14 protein-coding genes are annotated in these 19008 nt (G+C 56.1%); 3 read left to right on the forward strand and 11 right to left on the reverse strand.

The window, feature by feature from the left end:
* The first annotated feature begins 194 nt into the window (after nt 1-194).
* The 3 genes from V2P20_RS03370 to V2P20_RS03380 all read left to right on the forward strand — a co-directional run bounded on the left by V2P20_RS03370 (nt 195) and on the right by V2P20_RS03380 (nt 5014).
* Nucleotides 195-1898 (forward strand): ABC transporter transmembrane domain-containing protein, encoded by a 1704-nt coding sequence (locus V2P20_RS03370; protein WP_331816115.1) that lies wholly within the window; start codon nt 195-197, stop codon nt 1896-1898.
* Nucleotides 1899-2739: 841 nt separating this feature from the next.
* The gene (locus tag V2P20_RS03375; RefSeq protein ID WP_331816117.1) at nt 2740-3534 is read left to right on the forward strand and encodes a hypothetical protein; all 795 of its coding nucleotides are present in this window, start codon (nt 2740-2742) and stop codon (nt 3532-3534) included.
* Between the two features lie 199 nt (nt 3535-3733).
* Nucleotides 3734-5014: a cytochrome P450 gene (locus V2P20_RS03380; protein ID WP_331816280.1), complete on the forward strand. Its 1281-nt coding sequence runs from the start codon at nt 3734-3736 to the stop codon at nt 5012-5014.
* 3 nt (nt 5015-5017) lie between these two features.
* On the opposite strand, the gene V2P20_RS03385 is transcribed toward V2P20_RS03380, so the two are convergent.
* The 11 genes from V2P20_RS03385 to V2P20_RS03435 all read right to left on the reverse strand — a co-directional run bounded on the left by V2P20_RS03385 (nt 5018) and on the right by V2P20_RS03435 (nt 18998).
* Nucleotides 5018-6355 carry a cytochrome P450 gene (locus V2P20_RS03385; protein ID WP_331816119.1) on the reverse strand — a complete coding sequence of 446 codons (1338 nt, stop codon included), beginning with the start codon at nt 6353-6355 and terminating at the stop codon, nt 5018-5020.
* 3 nt (nt 6356-6358) lie between these two features.
* The gene (locus V2P20_RS03390) at nt 6359-7147 is read right to left on the reverse strand and encodes a hypothetical protein (RefSeq protein WP_331816121.1); all 789 of its coding nucleotides are present in this window, start codon (nt 7145-7147) and stop codon (nt 6359-6361) included.
* A complete protein-coding gene (locus tag V2P20_RS03395) occupies nt 7147-8592 on the reverse strand; it encodes an acyl-CoA reductase (RefSeq protein ID WP_331816123.1) in 1446 nt (481 codons plus the stop codon). The genes V2P20_RS03390 and V2P20_RS03395 overlap by 1 nt, the downstream gene beginning before the upstream one ends.
* Nucleotides 8593-8595: 3 nt before the next feature.
* Complete coding sequence (locus V2P20_RS03400) at nt 8596-9657, reverse strand: hypothetical protein (protein ID WP_331816125.1); 1062 nt, start codon at nt 9655-9657, stop codon at nt 8596-8598.
* A 106-nt stretch (nt 9658-9763) separates the two neighbouring features.
* Complete coding sequence (locus V2P20_RS03405) at nt 9764-11479, reverse strand: fatty acyl-AMP ligase (RefSeq protein WP_331816127.1); 1716 nt, start codon at nt 11477-11479, stop codon at nt 9764-9766.
* Nucleotides 11480-11548: 69 nt separating this feature from the next.
* On the reverse strand, nt 11549-14227 hold the full coding sequence (locus V2P20_RS03410) for a phosphoenolpyruvate synthase (protein ID WP_331816129.1): 2679 nt from the start codon (nt 14225-14227) through the stop codon (nt 11549-11551).
* 13 nt (nt 14228-14240) lie between these two features.
* Complete coding sequence (locus tag V2P20_RS03415; protein ID WP_331816131.1) at nt 14241-15911, reverse strand: nucleotidyltransferase domain-containing protein; 1671 nt, start codon at nt 15909-15911, stop codon at nt 14241-14243.
* 18 nt (nt 15912-15929) lie between these two features.
* A complete protein-coding gene (locus V2P20_RS03420; protein ID WP_331816133.1) occupies nt 15930-17012 on the reverse strand; it encodes an SDR family oxidoreductase in 1083 nt (360 codons plus the stop codon).
* A gap of 3 nt (nt 17013-17015) precedes the next feature.
* Nucleotides 17016-17963, reverse strand: a complete 948-nt coding sequence (locus tag V2P20_RS03425; protein WP_331816135.1) for a hypothetical protein — start codon at nt 17961-17963, stop codon at nt 17016-17018.
* Entirely contained in the window at nt 17960-18673 is a 714-nt protein-coding gene (locus tag V2P20_RS03430; protein ID WP_331816137.1) for a dTMP kinase, read from the reverse strand. Before V2P20_RS03430 ends, V2P20_RS03425 begins: the two co-directional genes overlap by 4 nt.
* Before the next feature lie 16 nt (nt 18674-18689).
* Nucleotides 18690-18998 (reverse strand): acyl carrier protein, encoded by a 309-nt coding sequence (locus V2P20_RS03435; protein WP_331816139.1) that lies wholly within the window; start codon nt 18996-18998, stop codon nt 18690-18692.
* Between the last annotated feature and the right edge of the window lie 10 nt (nt 18999-19008).

Consider the following 19008-nt stretch of genomic DNA (forward strand, 5'->3'; position numbering starts at 1 on the left):
CTATCAACAGTTAGCCGAGGTCATTACCGGCGTGAAATTCGTCAACGGCATTAAACAAACCGGAGATCTACAACAGGACGCCGCTTGATTCTCCATACACCAGATTTGCGCATAGCTCAATCCAGCCTGACTCCACCCGACACCTGTCTTCCCTGAGGGGGCTGTGGCCGTTTCTCCGGCCTTACCGGGGACGGATGGCCCTGGCGTTTATTCTGCTGTGCCTGGGCTCGGCCACGATCCTGCTGGTTCCGCTGGCGTTTCGCGACCTGATCGATGTTGGCTTCGGGCAGCGACAGAATGCCGGCACCGGACTGTTAAACTCGCTAAGCCTGAACGGACGCTTCGCGGTTCTGTTCGGACTGGCGAGCCTGTGGGCAGTGACAATCTCGACGCGTTATTACATGGTAAGCTGGCTGGGTGAGCGGGTCACGGCGGATTTGCGCAGTGCTGTGTATGCGCGGGTGCTGACGCAGACCCCGCAGTTTTTCGAGACTTTGCAAACCGGCGAAGTGCTGTCTCGCCTGACCGGCGATACCACCCTGATCCAGACTGTAGTCGGCAGCTCTGTTTCGATGGGCTTGCGAAGCCTGTTCCAACTGACCGGCGGCATGGTCATGCTGGCGGTGACCAGTTTTTATCTGTTCTCCCTGAACCTGGGCCTGATGGCCTTGCTGATGCTGCCTATTTTGGTCATCGGCCGCCGGGTGAAAAAGCTCTCGCGCGAAGCTCAGGACAAAATTGCCGACGCTTCGGCGCTAGCCGGCGAGATCCTCAACGCGGTACCGACAGTTCAGGCCTATACCCAGGAACAACAGGAAACCCGCCGCTTCGCAGACCGGGCGGAAGTCAGCTTCATGACGGCTATCCGGCGTACCCGCGTGCGGGCGCTGCTGACGGCGCTCATCATCATGGCGGTTATGGGCGTCATTATCTTCGTATTATGGATCGGCGTGAATCAGGTGCAAACAGGCCTCATGACAGGCGGTCAATTGGCTTCCTTCATCCTGTATGCGGCTTTGGTGGCGGGCGGATCAGGCACTTTGGCCGAAGTATGGGGCGACATCATGCGGGCGGCCGGCGCCACCGGGCGCTTGCTGGAACTGCTCCATGCCAGGCCCGCCATTGTCGATGCCTATCCGCATCAACCGCTGCCGCAGCCCGATAAGGCAGAAATTCAATTCGAAAACGTCACTTTCCATTACCCGTCGCGCCTGCAGGTGGCTGCACTTGACAACATCACGCTCGACATTGCCGCCGGCGAAAGCGTCGCGCTGGTCGGCCCTTCCGGCGCCGGCAAGTCCACCCTGTTCCAGCTGTTATTGCGTTTTTACGAGGCAACAGACGGCGCCATTCGCTTCAACGGGCAGGATATCCGTCAGATTTCCCTGCATGACTTACGGGACAAAATTGCCATCGTGCCGCAAGATCCGGTGATCTTCTCGGCCAACGCCCTGGAGAATATCCGCTATGGCCGCCCCACGGCCAGTGACGATGAAGTCATGGCCGCCGCCCGTTCTGCGCAAGTGGAAGAATTCATCCACCGTCTGCCGGAAGGCTATCAGACATTTCTGGGCGAGCGCGGCACGCGCTTGTCCGGTGGCCAGCGCCAGCGCATCGCCATCGCCCGCGCGATTTTAAAAAATGCGCCGCTGCTGCTGCTCGACGAAGCCACCAGCGCTCTGGATGCGGAATCCGAAATCCTTGTGCAGGAAGGGTTAAATGCGGCCATGCAGGGCCGTACCACCCTGATCATTGCCCACCGGTTGGCCACGGTGAAAAAGGTCAGCCGCATCATTGTGATGGACCAGGGGCGTATCGTCGAAATCGGCGCGCCGGAAGATTTGCGCAAACAGAGCGGGCTATACGCCAGGCTTGCAAGCTTGCAATTCGACGTTTGATCAATAGAAAGCTCATTAATAAAAATCCTTCTCTTTGACGCATTATCACAGCAAGGAAATATGGCGAAATCCATCTCATCCGTTCATTAATGCAACGGAATCGGTTCCGTTCATGTAAATAAATCACATATTGCCTGTGTAATTTTTCACAGATTCCAACGATCCATTTCTCCATACTATCTCAAGTACTTCGATGTTCAACGGAGCTCAATACATGGGTAATCCGAATGGTGTCGGTTGGGATTGCATGGCTTGTCTTATCGAAGCCGCGATGTGCCCTTTGCCAAAGATCAGAACCATAGCCGTTCTGAAAGCCGGATTGGCCCAATGATAGTTTGTGAGGCTTATAAAGCATGCGTATGCATATTCGCATTGCACTGCGCATGAATCATCTGTAGTTATCGTATGCATTGATTATCAAGAAGAAGCCGAATAAAACCATAGAATCACTCAACGCATATAATCGAAAATTATTTTAATTCTGCGGCTTATGGCGATCTGAAAAATGCAGCGCAAGCCCAAGACAGAGCCTCAATGAGCATAAATAATTGATAATTATAAAAATTTTAAATAAGCTCAACTATTAACTATCAGGTAAATAATAAAAATATTTATATATAAAATTAATGTCACTTGCCCGATACAATATTGGGCATAAACAATAAATTCCTTTATTTAAAGATAATTAAATAAACGATGCCTGAGGAAATCCAAAGTAAATTTTCGTACTAATTTTCAGGCGTCAACAAGGAGCGAAAATTTAATAGGGTAATTTATTTAATGTTCTTTACCTAAAGTAAATAAAAATACTGTTATTAACTCAAATCGATAATGGATAAAAATGAAAAAATTTACACGCACAAAAATTATCCTGGGCATTGCGGCATTGGCTTTCAATATTAACGCAGCCCAAGCCGATTCCATCAATGCAGAACCCAAGAAAGGCATATTGCCTGACAACTTCAAATCCATGATGCTTTTTATGGCAAACGGTTCTATTCCTCTCAGCGAAGCCGGACCTGAACCCGAAGAAGTGGCCTGGGATTTTCAATACAACATCATGCACCGTACCGATGCTGAAGTTGAAGAAGTCCGCCAAAAAGCGCTGGCCTTTTTCAAAGAGCAGTTTGGCATCGATGCCGAGAACGACCCAGGCATCTGGTTTCACCCTTACCGGGTCGAGAGGGCTTCCCATTATCGCGCTTATGTCATTTCCGGCGAGAAAATACCATCCTCCGGCTGGGAAGTGCGCGACGGCGGCTGGGAAGCGCGCGTGATCGATCCTAACGGCAAAGTTTTAGGCGGCCATCTAGCCGGTCATTTTGTGCCGCCCGGTACATTCTTTGTTGACGGCAACTACAACATCCTGACTGATCAATGTGAGAAGAATCATGGCAAGCACTGCGAAAAGAAACGGGAAATCACCATGTCCTACCGGTCGAAAGAGCCTATGATCCCGGCGGGTCCAAACATTCCAGGCATCATCACGTTCCCTATCATGTGTGAACTGGAAAGTGCAACCTTTGGAATGGGCGTCTCCGGCGGTTTCAGCCAGCCCACTTTAACCGACGAAGGCCAGACATTGCAGTACAACGTGCGCAATGTGCTGACTTTCTCTGATAAAAACGGCAACTAGATTCACCTGAATCTAATTTTAAGCGCTTACCCTGACGCCTGGTAATCACTCGATGACTATCAGGCGTATTCCCTTTCGTTCACAAATTCAGGATTCGATTTGAAGCCTGCCTTTATTTTCCCGTCATGTTAAGGAATTGATTATGAATACCCCCAATGTGCGTTCCGTACAAAGGAACTCTGTGAGTTATCTTACGGAAATGTTTGGTTTTATAAATAATCCTTTGAATGGTTTTTTGCATTCCAAAAACAGATGGGGAGATATAGTGCCCCTGCCGCTGCCCGGCATGCGCGCCATTCAGTTTTTCCATCCGGCGCATGTCAGCGCGATCCTCAATCTGCCCCGCAAAGACGCCACGACGGGTTCCATATCGGACATCATGGGCGATGGCCTGTTAACCAATAATGGCCCTGAGTGGAAAAAACACCGCCGTCTGATTTCGCCTGCATTCGCGCCGCGCGTTATCGAAGGGTTTATCGGTACGATGGCCAAAATCACGCAGGACTGGATGGTTACGGTGACGCCTTCCGCCCATGACCTTAACATCAGCGCTTCCATGTTGAGCCTGACGCTTGATATTCTGATCAGCACGGTATTCGGTTCAAAAATTCCGGTGGACAGGACTATCGTCGCCAAAGCGCTGGATGAGTACATGTACGAATTTTATCTGGATACCAGCAGCTGGCGGCGCCTGTTGCCCAAAGCTATCAGTACCCCTGGCAGAAAACGGCGCCAGCAGGCAATGCGCGAACTGGAGAGTATTGTCTATCAGGCCATAGCCAGACGCCGAGAAACCGAACCCGATAATGATCTGTTGTATCGCCTGCTGACCGCCGGCGATGAAAAAGGCGAGCGCCTCACCGACAAACAACTGCGCGATCATGTGCTGACCGCTATTCTGGCGGGCCATGAGACCACGGCATTAATGCTGAGTTATTCTTTATGGCTGTTGGCGCATAGACCGGATTTTCAGGATGAATTGCGGCAGGAATTGCTGGAAAAATTCGGCGGCCGCCATGCCGATATGGATGACATGCCCGCGCTGCAACGTCTGGATGCGGTCCTGAATGAAGCCATGCGCCTGTACCCGCCCGCCTATGTCGTTGCCAGAGAGGCTGAAAATGACATGGAAATAGGCGGCTTTGCGGTCAAAAAAGGCGACCAGCTTCTGGCGCCGGCCTGGGTGATCCACCGCGACCCACGCTGGTGGCAGGCGCCGGACGCGTTCAGGCCGGAGCGCTGGCTGAATGGCGAGACCGCGAACCTGCCGGCCAACGCCTTCTTCCCGTTCGGCGGCGGGCCGCGCCTGTGCGTGGGCAGTTATTTTGCCAAATACGAAGGCATGGTCGCGCTGTCGCTCATTCTGCAGCATTTTGAAATCAGCCCTGTGCCGGGCTACAAGCTGGATCTGATCCCGAGCATCACGCTGCGCGCCCGGGAAGGCATCCGGTTAAGCCTGAAACCGGTAAAACCTGACTGAAATTCACGCAGGCGAATGTTTGTGAAAACGCAGACGTATGCCGTCAACCGGTCTTAATGTGACGCTTGCCAGCAGGTTCAGCTGATCATCGTTAACATCGCTGACACGGCTGTGGCGCAAAATAGTCACCAGGATAATCGCCCCTTCCAGTTTGGCGAAATGGCCGCCGACGCACAGGCGCGGCCCGCCGCCGAACGGGAAGAAGGCGTTGGCCGGCAGGTTCGCGGTCTCGCCATTCAGCCAGCGCTCCGGCCTGAAGGCGTCCGGCGCCTGCCACCAGCGCGGATCGCGGTGCACGACCCACAGCGGAACCAGCAACTGATCGCCCCGCTTTATCTGGAAACCGTTCAGATCAAGGTCTTTATCGGCCTCGCGCCCGATGATGTAAGCGGGCGGAAACAGGCGCAGCGACTCATCCAGCACCGCATTCAACAGCGGCAGTCTGGTGAGCATTTCGGCATTGATGGGCTCATCGGCGATAGACGCTTTCAATTCCTCACGAACCTGTTGCTGAATGGCAGGATGCCTTGCCAGCAGCCACAAGGCATAGCCGATCATTAACGCTACCGTGTCGTAACCGGCCAGAATCATGGTCAGCAATTCATCGCGCAGCTGCTCGTCATTGAGGCTGTTGCCCTCTTCATCACGGGCGGTCAGCAGGCGATACAGGAGATCATCGCTTTCCGGCGCAGCCCGGCGCTGCGCGATGGCGGTGCGGATCAACTCCCGCATGCCGGCAATCGCCCGGCGCCGCTGACGACGGCCCGGCGTGACAATGAACGGCGGCAGCCAGCGGCGCCAGCCGGTATTGTCGAGAGTGAATTCGCGCATATACTGTTCCAGTAGGGACAATATGCTGTCTTTGTCGATTTTGATATTGGCCCCGAAAACCGTGTGGATCAGAATATCGAAAGCCAGCCCCATTAATTCGGGCGTCACATCGACTTCCCTGCCCTCCGGATTGAGCCGGGTAAACCAGCCTTCGGTCAGGCGAATCATATCGTCAACAAAGGCCGTGATGGCTTTGGGCCCCAGCGGCTTGGCAATGATGCGCCGCCGCCAGTGCCAGTCGTCTTCCTGATTAGTCAGCAGGCCTTTGCCTAACAGGTCTTTCAGAGACTTGGTCGCCATCTGATCCCGATGGGGTATTTTCAAGACTACGCCTACCTGTTCAGGATGCGTGATTTGAAAAGCTCGCAAGCCGGGAATCGGCAGCGGAACCACGTCCCCCCAGCGTTGCTGGTAAACTTCAAAGCCCGACAGGGGATTGTCGAGCAGCAGCCCCAATTCTGAAAAATACTGCCGGAGCGTTCTGCGCACTGTTTGCGGTTTTGTATTCATAGTTTAAGAAACTGTTGAGTTTGGGGTACCGATAAGATAGGTAATGCCTATGGGCGAGCCGGGGATCGCCTGCGTGCCGATGTCCCAGGAAAACGCCTCCTGCCCTGGAATGCGGCCGATGATTTCGCGCAGCTCGTCAGGCGTGTAGGTGCGCAGCATGGAGACCATACCGTCCCACAGGCCGGCTATCGGCAGGATGGGGACCAGATAGGTAAAAAACAGGCGCGACCAGCGAAACGGCTTGACGAAAGGCATCAACAGCAGCATGAACAGCGGCATGGTCAGCATTAACAGACTGCCGTACAGGCGGTGATCGGAGCCCTCAATGACCACGATCGCCTGCCGGGTGTTGACGGCATCGGCGAGAATCGCCTGCACCTGGTCAGGACGAAAATGATGCAGCGCGCTAAAAATGGTGCGCACGCCTTTCAGCGATGAAGGCACGTTCCCGGCATCCACGCGCTCAGGATGAAAGCGGATGCGGCCGCCGGACTGCTCCAGCGTGTAGCGAAAGGCTTTCTCATTGGGGAAAAAATCGGTCAGGAGAATTTGCACCTCGCCGGTTTTCGCCAGTTCCGCCGCCAGCGTCAGCCAGGGCCCGGAACCGCCGGCGCACAAATCTACAATCTGGCTGGTGCCCATTTTATTCAGCGTATCGCGCAGCCTGGGCGCCACAAGATTGAAGTTCTTGTGGCTGTCTATCATAAACCGTAGCCAGTCCATGACACCGTCGCGCAAAACCTGCGGCCACCAGTTCAAGTCGACTGTTTCAAACAAATGAAATCTGCGCATTATTGTTCTTCCTGTTCATGTAAGGCCTCGTGCATTTCTATATCGCACCAGCGCAGTAGCCCGGCGACGCACAGCTGGCCGTCATGATGCCACATCATGCTGGGCTCCGCCATGCGTCCCGGCTGGCAGATACGGCTGGCGCCCAGCAATGCCGCCCGTCTCGCCAGAACCGACAGATCAGGCTCATCAGCGCCCAAGGCAAGATTCTGCAGAAATTCGCCATAAGGCCGCAGCGCTTTCAGTGCCTGTTCCAGGCTATCCACCGGAATAAGCCCGATGTAACGGTTGCCTGACAAGCTGTGCTCAGCCAGGTCTTTTTCAATCGCTATGGTCCAGTTCAGTGCGGAATCCTGCCATAAGCCGCTATCGGCGTCTGCGACGGTCGCCTTCCAAGCCTGCGCCGCGCGCTGCAATTGCAGGGTCTGCGCATCCTTGAGCCTTAAGTTGCCCAAAGGGTATTTTTCGGCGTAAGCCTGCATGGCCCGGCTGAGTTCATCGCCCAGCTTATGGACGGCCGCCCTGTCGCCTTCCACAAAATAAACCTGCGGCGCGATGCAGGCATGCTGATTGAATGTGCCTACATCCTCGGCAATGCGCCCGGCAATAACCGGCGCCCCGACCCGGGCCAGATAGTCGCGCCCCAAAAGCCCTGCGGAGAACTTATGGCCGTGTTCCATGTAAATGCGGTTATCGCGGGCCAATTCACGCACCGAACGGCAGGCTTCGATGCTGCCATAAGCGATGACGGCTTCTGCCTGAGCCAGAACGGTTTTCAGCAGTTCGCGCTCATGGCGTTCCCAGTAAGTGACCAGCAAGGCGTCGCCTATGCGCGCGTCCTCTTCGGCGAGGCTTGCCGCAAAACGGGCGGCAAAAGTAGGCTCCCCGCTGGCTACTTTGGCGATGACTGCCGACTTGGCCAGCAAGGCTCTGACCATGGACAAGGCCGGCAAGCCCGGCACGTTGCCGGTAAAGATCGCCAGCGTAAGCTCGGGGCCTATGGCGTAAGTGCGCCCCGGCAGTCGGGCATCGGCCACGAAACCGTCCAGTGCTGCCGCATCGCCCAGCTCGCGGTATAACACCCGCCATAGGGAATCGGCCCGGTAGTTTTTCAGTTCGACATCGAAGCTTCTGTCAACCGCTTCCGCAGAAAAGCCGGTCGCTTCAACGACAGCCGCACGCGCCGCCTGCCGCACCGACCAGTTCCGATCACACCATTTGGCGGTGACTTTATCGATCGTCTCGACAATATGCGCGATGGGCATGGCCCGCAGCGCGGCCGTTGACTCTCTGAGCCCGTCGGCAATAACGCCCCAGCGATCGCTCAAGGGCCGGGTGCACCGCCACGGCTGGCCGCCCCGGTCATTGATGATATTGGCATTGAAGGTTTCCAGCTGGCTGGCACCCACCCAGGCGGGTATCCACGAAATATTACGATTAGTAGGCATAAGTCAGAATTTGATGCTTTCCAGAGACAAAGAGCAGCCGCGGGCTTGCCCGCGCTCTACTCGACCGATAATGGCTACGCCGTCCTCGGACGCCAGCCCCAGGTCGCCGGTCAATACGCGATGAGGACGGTCGATGATGCACGAATCCATAATTTCAACCAGCCCCTCGCCCCTATCGCGGTAGGCCAGCGTATAACTGTCCCGGACCCGCGCCTGCAGGAACGGCAGATTGCGTTTGGGGCGTTCGTCGAGCGGGCCTATCTCGCGGCCATTGGCATCATAAAGCTGGCTCGCCAGTTCGGTCATGCCGAAGACATTGAAAGCCCTTTCGGCCGGAATGCCGAATGTTTTCGTGATGGCCGATCTCAGCTCGCCGGCCCTGACGACGCGGGAACGCCCCTTAAAGCCCCCGCCGTCCAGCGTTCTTGAACCTTCAGGCAACTGCCATGACCGGCCGAGCTTTTCCAGCACATCGCAGATGTTTACAAACGCGAACGAACCGCCCAGCATAACCACAGGCTGATCGTCGCTGACGGCCTGGTCCAGAATGGAACGCAGGCGCTCGAAATCGACGCCGCTACCGGTGATGACCGAAGCACTGCGGGCCTTGTCACCAAACGTCGTCACGATCAGCTCCATGCCATAGGCCATGATCATCTCCGGCGCCTGTGAAACGGTAGGCACGAAGCGGATGATGACAGGCCTGTCCAGTTCCTGAATAAGATGCCGTCTGGCGTTTTCGATGATCGAAAGGTCCATCAGCTTCAGCCCTAAGGGCGAATAACAGGCGGCTCCCCTATCGGCGCCGCTGGTGCCGCTGGTTCGAAAAACTCTTGCCGCGGGCTGGTCCGGAAAATAGTAGACATGACTGTTTTTAAAGGCGGAATCCGGTATGCCCAGTCGGCAGCCGGTTTTCCGCCAGTAGTCGGCAAGCTGAGGCAGGTTGGCCAAGGCAAGCTCTTCCAATGCCTGCTCGACAGACTCTCTATCCATGGCTTCGCCTAAAATAAGGGCGGCTATCTGCTCAGCCAGATTTTGTACGAACGGATCTTTATAACGGAACATGGCAGTCCTGAATGGAATGGGTAGTCATTTGAATCAATCTAGGAGTCATGGCTTTTGTCAGTATGAATTATGTTTCTGGCAACGGGCTTCCGGCGATCTTCCGGGATTACGCCGGGAGGCTTTCCGCCTCATCCAGTTCCTCATAGGCTTGCAGATCCCCGTTCTCAAACAGGGCTTTGGTTTTGCGCCGCTGTACCTTGCCGCTTGAGGTCAGGGGTAGAGCGCCTGATTTTAAGACAACGACTTCGCTGATGCGCAGCCCCAGCCCTTTCTCGACGTCTTCAACCAGAGCATGTCTGAAAGCCTCGATATTTTTATAACTACTGGGCTCGACGCACAATATCAGGCATTCCTGGCCCTTGCGCATGACGCTGAAAGCAACCACTTTATTGGGCCTGATCCCTTCAGCCTGTGAGGCGATCCACTCGATGTCCTGCGGATAGTAGTTGACGCCATGGATAATGACCAGGTCCTTGAGCCGGCCGCAGATGTACAGTTCGCCCTGGGCGATATAGCCCAGGTCCCCGGTGTGCAGCCAGCCGTCCCGGTAGCTTTCCAGGGTTGCATCCGGATTCCGGTAATAGCCCTGCGTAACGCTTGCGCCGGAAAAACAGATTTCCCCTATCTGCCGCTCAGGCAAGGTCTGGCCGTCCGGACCGACAATTTTAAGCTGGTGGCCAGGAATGACGTGCCCGCAGCTGATCATTTCCGCAGTCTGCCCGCTGCCGGCCTGAGCCGGCAGCGCTTCGCCGTTGCGCAGGGCGCTGGCATCGACGAGATCGGTGATGATCGGCGTATCGACAGTATGAAAAGAAATGCCTACCGTGGCTTCCGCCATGCCGTAGCAAGGCATCAGCGCAGTCGCACGCAATCCCGCCGGGGCGAAACAGGCCATGAATTGGCGCAGAACTTTCGGGTTTATCGGTTCCGAGCCGCATCCGGCCGCGCGCAGCCGGTTCAGATCCATGCCGGCCAAATGCCGCTCGCGCGTCAGGCGGGCGGCGATATCGAAAGCAAAATTCGGGGCGAACGTGATGGACGCACGATGCTGGGATATCGCCATCATCCAGTACCAGGGCTGTCTGGCGAAGCGTTCGGTCGGAATCAGGACCGCCGGCAGATCGACCACCAAAGGCCCCAGGCCGAAACACATCAGTCCCATGTCATGGTAGAACGGCACCCAGCCCAGGGTAATATCGTCATCGCGCCTTTTCAGACTGCCTTTATTGCCGAGAAAGGCTCGGGCATTGGCGATGACATTGCCATGGCTGACCATCGCCCCTTTGGGCAGCGACGTGCTGCCGGAAGTGAACTGCAGAAAGCACAGGTCGCTGCCGTTCATTTTGGGCGGATTAAAAGCGCCGCCTTCTGCTGCCAGCAAGGTTTCGACGGCCAGCAAAGCCGGATTGACGGTTGCCCCGCTTGCATCGCGCAAACCCTGTTGCAAGAAAGTTTCATGCGCCGCCATGCACAGCAGCATGCGGGCGCCGGCGGCTTGAATGATGTGGCCGAGCGTGGCGAAATAACTGTGCCGGCTGCGGGTTGTGGCAATAAAATTCGAGGACATGGGCACCGGCACCGCGCCCGCCAGCAGGGCGCCGAGAAAACCGAGCATGAAATATTCCTGCTCGGCAATCACCAGCGCGATGCGGTCACCTTTTTTGACGCCCATGAACTGCAGATTGGCGGCGACCCGTTGCGCCTGCTGCCGCAGCAAATGCCACGGATAATAGTGTTCTTCGTTTTGTTGCGTAATAAAACGCATGCCGCGCTCTTCGTCGTGCGGCAGTGCAAACAAAATATCGGCAAGGGTTTCACTCATAAACGTAAACCGGCTTTTTCAAAATGGATAAGGGATTGTTCGGCAATAAAGGGCTGATCGATTCAGCCCTCAGTCCAGAATGGTGACCGTTCCTGACTGGCCATTGACTCTGACCCGCATGCCGGACTTGAGCATTTGGGTCAGTTTCGGTATTTGCACGATCGTGGGCAGACCGACTTCTCTGGCGACAATCGCCGCATGCGTCAGCGGACTGCCGCGCTCGACCAGCAGCGCCTCGGCAAACGGAAACACGGCTACCCAGCCCGGATCCGTGCGGTAAGTGGCCAGGATGCCGCCCGTGAACTCGCCGGGCTCCTGAACGATCTGAACATGGCCTTCAACAAAGCCGGGGGAACAGGCCGTGCCGCGCAGCTCGCAGCTGCCGTCATCGGCTGCGGCCGATTCATGCTGCTGACCATCCGTGTCCGACCATCGCTGCAGCCAGCCGAGCACCGAGCCGAAGGTGACAAAACGCGGCGGCAAGGCTTTCATCGCGCGATAAGCGTCCATATCGGCCTTGCGCTGGGCAATTAAAGGTTTTATCTCACGGGCCGAAACCATGCCTTCGAAGCAGCCTTTCAATTCTTCAAGGCGCAGATAGAAAATATCCCGCCCGTCATCGAACAGTCCGCAGCGGGCAAAATCATTGCCTATTGCCCTGTACATGTTTCTGAAGACGCCGAATGTTCTGGAGCGGCAAAAACGCACGGTTTCCCGCGCCTGAATGGCCGACTGGACTTTGCGCAAGACAATGTTGAACAGAACGCGTTGCACGGGATTCAGGCCCTTATCAAGCAGCGCTTTCAGATCGCGCTCATAGGTCGCCGGCGCGCCCTGCTCTTTAGCGCCCGTGGCCAGGGCCACTTTCAGCATGTCGAACAATACGCCGGGCTCCTCGCGCAAATCGGGCTCTTCCAGCTTCAGCTCATTGTTGCTGCGATAGCCGTAAGCGGCAATGTAGGCGTCAATCCGGGCCAGAAACGCATCGGCTCCCGCCGCGGCCAACGCCTGGCTGCATTGCTTTGCCGGCGTCTGGCTGATAATGCGCTCCCATTCGGGATTCCGTCTGGCATGATCGGCCAGCTCAGCCATTTTCAATGCCGGCTCCATGGATTCCATATCATGAATGCCGCCGATTACGGCGACTTCCAGCCAGTCAGGCGCATCGGGCAGCCAGCGGCGGATCAGGAGCCTTAACAAGCCATAAGGCAAGCCGATGGAGGATTCCAGCGAAATCATGATGCCCCAACGGGCAATGATCGCCTGCTCGAACTGCCTGCTGTGGGCATAGATCCGGTCGGCGGGCAACTCGCTGTAATCGATGGCATTGAAGGTCTCGTACAGTTTGTAAAAGGCCGCACGGAATTTGCGCACCTGCTTTTTCAGCGTGAAAAAATACCAGAAAAACATTGCCCCGCTCAAAGCGCGAATCCAAAGATACTCAAGGCGGGAATCGGCGTGGTAAGGCTGGATTTTTTCCTCGCAGGCGACAAGGTCCAAAGACTCGTCCAGTCCCATCTGGACTTCCAGCATTTTATGGCCCAGATTATAAAACGGGCTGGTGCCGACCAGTTTGTACCAGTGCAGCAGGTTGTAATAGGCCCGCCCGTTCATATAGCCCAGCACCGCGCCGAGAAAGCCGTCCATTTCCTTTAGCTGTTTTTCGGGAATGCGCAACAGGCGGCAGTATTCCCGAAACACTGTCGAATACAGGTTCTGCGTGAACGTAAAGGTCAAAGGACTGACGATACCGGGATAGTTCTCGATAATGTTGGAATTGTCCCAAATCTGAAAATCGCCTTTCGGTTCCTCTTTGAAAGCCGTGACCGGCCTGGCCTGGAGTATCCATAAACGGCCTTCCTGCAGGCACCATTCAATATCCTGCGGCGCCTTGAAGTTCTGCTCGATCTGCTTGGCCGACGCGCAGATCGCCTGTATGTTTTCGCCGCTCAGGGATAATTGCTGCTGGGCCTCAGGCGGCACATCGCTGATGTCGCCGTTCGGCCCTACCTGCTGGGCTTTTTCCCCAATCACCTGACTGATCAGAGCGCCGTTGCGCTTGTCGACGACGACCGTATCCGCGTCCACCAATCCTGAAACCAGCCCTTCTCCCAAACCATAAACGGCGCTGATGACCAGCTCGTTGGCATTGCCGTTGGCGGGATTGACGGTAAATGCCACGCCGCTGCGGTCGGCCATGACCAGCCGTTGCAGAATGACGGCAATGTCGACATGGGCAAAGCCCAGATTGTGGCGGTGCCGGTACAGCAGCGAGCGCTCCGAATACACCGATGCCCAGCATTTCTGCACATGGAGCAGGGTGTCATCCAGGCCTTCGATGCCCAGATACGTATCAAACTGGCCGGCAAAGGAAAAGTCCTTGCTGTCCTCCTCCTTGCCGGAAGAGCGAATGGCGACAGGTCCCTGCCCCAATGAAGTCAGCGCTTCCTTGATCAAGGCGCTGACCGTTTCGGGCAGCGGCGCCGACAGCACGGCATTTTGAATTTGAGCCGCTATGTCGCCGGCATTGTCCGCATTGAAGTTCTGTAAAAAAGCCGCAATCACCTTATCGAGACCGGCCGCTTCCCGATAGTATTGAAAGACGTCCGTGCCCAGAATGATCCAGGGAGGCACAGGAACCCCGTTGTTTCCCAGCAGGTAAAGGGATTTCCCTTTGTTGCCAGCGAACCGTTCAATATCTTCGAGACGATTTGCCGAGGTGAGCGGTGCAATCATGCTATAGTCCATATCCTGTCCTGTTTTAACCAATATTCGAGGCAAGCAAATCACGAGCTTCTTCAGCGGAACCTCGCCCACCCACTGCACTGGCCGGAAAACGCGCATTCAGATGCGTGGCCAGATTAATCCAGTCATAGCCATACATGACCGTTTCGCACCAGCCCGAGGCCGTGTCGAAACTGGCCGGAAACTGCTCATCGCCGCCCAATTGTCGCAGTTCTCCGACAATCTGTCCGGCAAGCTCGAACAGTTCCTGCCCTTGCTCCCTGGAATGAATCGACTCGGTTTCAATGCGCCGGATGGCTTCGGCCAGGGACGGATTCAGCGGCAGCAGGCGCAAGGCTTCAAGAACCGCTTCTTCCAGCGGCGGCTGCGGCGTGATGCCGTACCCGGCCAGGGCGACCATGCAGGCCGTCTGGATCATGCGCTGCAGGGTATACTGCAGCACCCGCAGCTGGCCGCTGCGCAGTGCGCCTTCCGAGTCTTCCCGGGAGTTTTCCACACCTATGTTCGCCCAGGTCAGTTCGACGCCGGCTTCCGCCAGACGGCGGGCAGGAACCGGCAACAGTTGAATGCCGGCCGGGCTGCTGGCGGACAGCCGCGCCCCGTCGACCGAGATCAGCGCTGCCTTATCCGCCAGCAGCGGGCACGAGGTTCCCAGCTGCCGGGCCCGAATTTCGCCCTCGCCTTGCCAGCACAGGGAGATCAGACCGGCACGGCTGAAATTGGCCAAATGATTTTTGGCGTCTGTTGTCGCCTGGACACTGCGTTTGTCATGAGCTATCTGCATACACGGTGTATTCCAGATAATCCGGCGCCAGACGCGGGCAGATCCGTCGTCCAGTCGAAAGATGTCTTCACCGCGAAGAATGTGCAGATGCCGGCCTATCTGCCAGGTGCTGACACCGGCCCGGCTGTCGGCGAGCACTTTTTCAAAATTCAGCTCAACGCCGGAAACCGAGAATTCTTCCAGCAGGGCAATGCCTTTATGCAAATAGTCGATGGCGCTGCTGTCTTGGGATTTTTCGGTATAAAAATCCCAAAAGCGTTGCACCAGCTTTTTATCGACCTGGGCACGATCCAGCTGCAGCGACAGCCATTTGGAGCCCAGATAGCGTTCGCCGCGCTGGGCGACAAAACTTTTGGCGGCGTGAAAAACCGACGTCTTTATCCAGGCCCGGGCATAATCATCCTGCTCCAGCGCCAGCATGGCCACCGCATAGCGTCCGGTCTGCCGGGCAAAATCCTCGAACCACAGCGCGACCGCCCTGCCCAGCGGCTCCTTGCCCAGCAGATCCTGTAAGGATTTGATGCAGGCTTCGTTTTCAATAGGCAGGCAGCCGATGAACCGCTGGCAGCGCTCCAGCTGGTTCCAGGATATCTGCGCCACGGATTCGATGCCCGCATTCAGGGCTTCTTTTACTTGCAGCAGTTCACGCTGCAGCCGCTCCCGGCTTAACAGACGCACTTCAACGCGCCGGTTTTCCAGAAACAGGATATAAGGCATGGTGGCCATTTCCGTGCCGTCGTCAATGACGGCGACGAAGTCGATATCCGAACGCTCGTTGCCAAAACCTTCGGCGATCGAGCCTTCAAGAAAGACCGCCGATGGCTGCCGTTGACCCAGCTGAGCGTATAGCTGCTGGCGGGACTGCTCCCAGAGCTGCAGCAGAAATGAATGATTAAGCGACATCAACATTCTCCCTGACGGTTAGATTTCATGGGTTGTTCTTCTGAAATAGCCGACTTTGACGGCGTAGCTGAAAACTTTGTGCAGCAGTTCCTTGCCCTGCGCCGGCGGCGCCTTGGCAAAAATGTCTTTGGTGGAATCCCGCACAAAAACCGTCTGCCGGCGAAAATAGGATTCGTACAGGCTGATCACCTCGCCGTAGTAGCGCTTTTCCAGGCCTTTCATGTCGTAGCTGTGAAACACGTGGCCGGGCACAAACCGCGGCACGCTGAAAGAAGGAAACAAGGCGCAGACGTCGTTGATTTCGCGCAAGGCCAGCGGCTGGTCGGAGCACAGGTGCAGGGTTCTGCCCTGTGCCTCGCTGAAGTTTTCCAGCGCGGCCACCACGCCGTCCGCCACCCAGTCTATCGGCACGATATCCAGCGTCGCGCCGTAATCGCCGGGTATGGTCCGCACCAGCCCGGCCGTGGTGATGCGGTAAACCGCATAGATGGTGTCGAACTTGCGCATGGTGCCGCCGGCGGAATCGCCGACGATAATGGCGGGGCGCACGATGACCGTGGGCAGCCCATTGTCCTGGGCCTTCCTGATCAGCGATTCGGCTCTGAACTTGCTGGCCTCATAAGGACTGCCGAAGCTTTGCCCGCGGTCGAACGCCGTTTCCGAAAAAATGCCGGGGCGCTCGCCGCAGACATACATCGTGCTGATGTAGATGAAAGGAATGCAGGCGCCTGGCTTTTTCATGGCAAAGTCAATCATCCGCCGCGTGCCGGCGACATTGATGGCTTCGTAGCGTTCCTCGGGACGCCCGAAGCTGGTCAAGGCCGCCGAATGCAGCACCCTATCCACGGAGGACTGAAGCTGCCTGTAGAGTTCGGCATCTAACCCCAAACCGTCCTGCTGAAGATCGCCTTTAACAGTCAGCAGTTCGCCCGGATTGCCCCGCCCGCCGGTATAAGGCCGGCTGGGCAAAAGCGTGCCGTCGTTGGTAACAATATTACCGACGGAATGAACGAGCGCCACAATGGTGTGTCCGGCTTTCAGAAGCCTGGCGATGGCTTCTGCGCCCACTAAACCGCTCGCGCCTGTTACCAGTATTTGCATAATTTATAACCGTACCCATTCAAAAATAAACTCAATGCCCAGCATGATTTCAAAGATGACCAGAAAGCTCATGCCGTTCCAAGCCGGCGCCGCGACCGCCTCGCGGCCCTCAAGCCCTGAAAGATCAGGCCATGCCCCGTTCATCCAGATTAAAAAAAACAGAGGCCACAAACCGGCGCCGTAACGTCCGAAGGCTGAAAAATCAGCCATGTCGACCAAGGCCGCCATCAAGGCCGCCGCCAGAACCAGCAATAAACTCAACACTACCCTGACGCCTTTTTTCGGCAGAAAATAGGGCTGCATGGCATTAACATGGACTTTGCGGGAAAACTTCCATATTTCGTAAGCCAGCCAGAACATGCCGGCCACCGGGGCTATCTGCGTGATGGAGAGCGCTTCTGCCGGGGAATGGCTTAACCAGGCGAAATAGATATAAACAAAAAAGGATGCCGGAGCCCCTTCAAAAACCAGCCAGCCCAGCATCAGGCTGGCCGGATGCGGAGGAAGAAAGCGCTTGATCAGGAACGGCCCGGCGTATGAAATCAAGGTTGAAAAAATAACCGCCGACAGCGTTCTGAAGGAAGCCATGTTCAGCACGATTAACGTGCTGGCCGTGATGATCAGCAGCATGGATAAATGCTGTGTCAACTCGGTTTGCTGATGTTGATTACTGTGATCATCCTGCACGTCATCCAGGTCATCGATCAGGCGCAACTGGACAAAAAGCAGAATGAAGCTCAACCATTCAGCGACAGATACGAGGCTGAAGTGAAGTGGTTGACCACTAAGTCTATGATATAAAATACAGGATAAAGGAAAACTCAGCGCCAGCGGCAGAATAAGGCTGCCGAAAGGCAATCGGGTGCGGGCATAAGCGTGAAACCAACGCAGAGCCGGCAACACGCCGGCAAATTTTTTACGCCGTTGTTGGTTTTGGCTGCTGGAAATCATTTTTTATACCTTGCCAGGCAATAATCCAGGCTGGGCTTCAGCAGGGCGAAAGTGGATTCCAGCGGCGCATCGGTTGTAATCATGAGCAGCCCGTTGTCGCGCGCGACATTGAGATAGGCCTCCGCCTGGATTTTCATGAACTCGAGATCAAGCGGTTTGTCCCGCTCATGCTCGCGCTGTTGTATGCGCTGTCTGGCTGTATCGGGATCGATATGCATGCCGATGGCCAGGTCAGGACGTATGACATGCCGGGCGATATAGGCCAGCACGGTTTTGGGGATTTCATCGGCCGCCCGGCTGTGGACTTCGGCCTGGCTGGTGTAGATGTAGCGGTCGCAAATCACGACATGCCCCTGTTCAAGATGAGGGATGATGGTGTCGCTGATGTGCTGTATCAAATCCCCCAGAATGGTCAGGCACAGGCCGAGAATGTCTATCTGGCTGCGTGCCTTGTCGTCCGCGGCGTCAACCAAAGCGCGAAACAAGCTGTTGGTTCTGACCCGCTCGGTGGGCGTGTAGGTGCAGAATACCGGCAGGCCCTGACTGCCGATATAGTCCGTGATGGCCTTGATGGTGGACGTTTTGCCGGCGCCATCGATGCCGCACAGCGTTATTAACGTGCCGGGCAGCCCGTGTGGCCGCAGGGACAGCGCATTGGCACGGCGGGTGCCGATGGCCTCGAGCGGCAGGGTTGTTGATACCTGTTCCATGACAATCTGCTCCCTGTCACTGTGGCGCATTGGCGCTGAGAACCAGGTCAACGAATGAGGCAATCGTATAACGCTCACCGTCTTTTTCCGATTGTTCGTTAAGCCACCGGTTTAATGGCAGTTCCTTTATCTGCAGGGCTTCCTCAACGGCGCAGCAAAGTTCGACCACGGTTATCGAGTCAAAGCCCAGATCGGTCATAATGGAATCGGACCACTGGATCTCTTCGGGTATGGTCTCATAGCTGTCGGCCAGCTTTTTCAGCTGCGCCTGCATAACGCTGAAGACATGATCCCTGGTCAAATGATGTTCTGCCTGCGGTGTCATTTTAAACGTG

It is taken from the genome of Methylobacter sp. Wu1 (genome assembly GCF_036553575.1).
In the GTDB taxonomy this organism is placed as follows: Bacteria; Pseudomonadota; Gammaproteobacteria; order Methylococcales; family Methylomonadaceae; genus Methylobacter.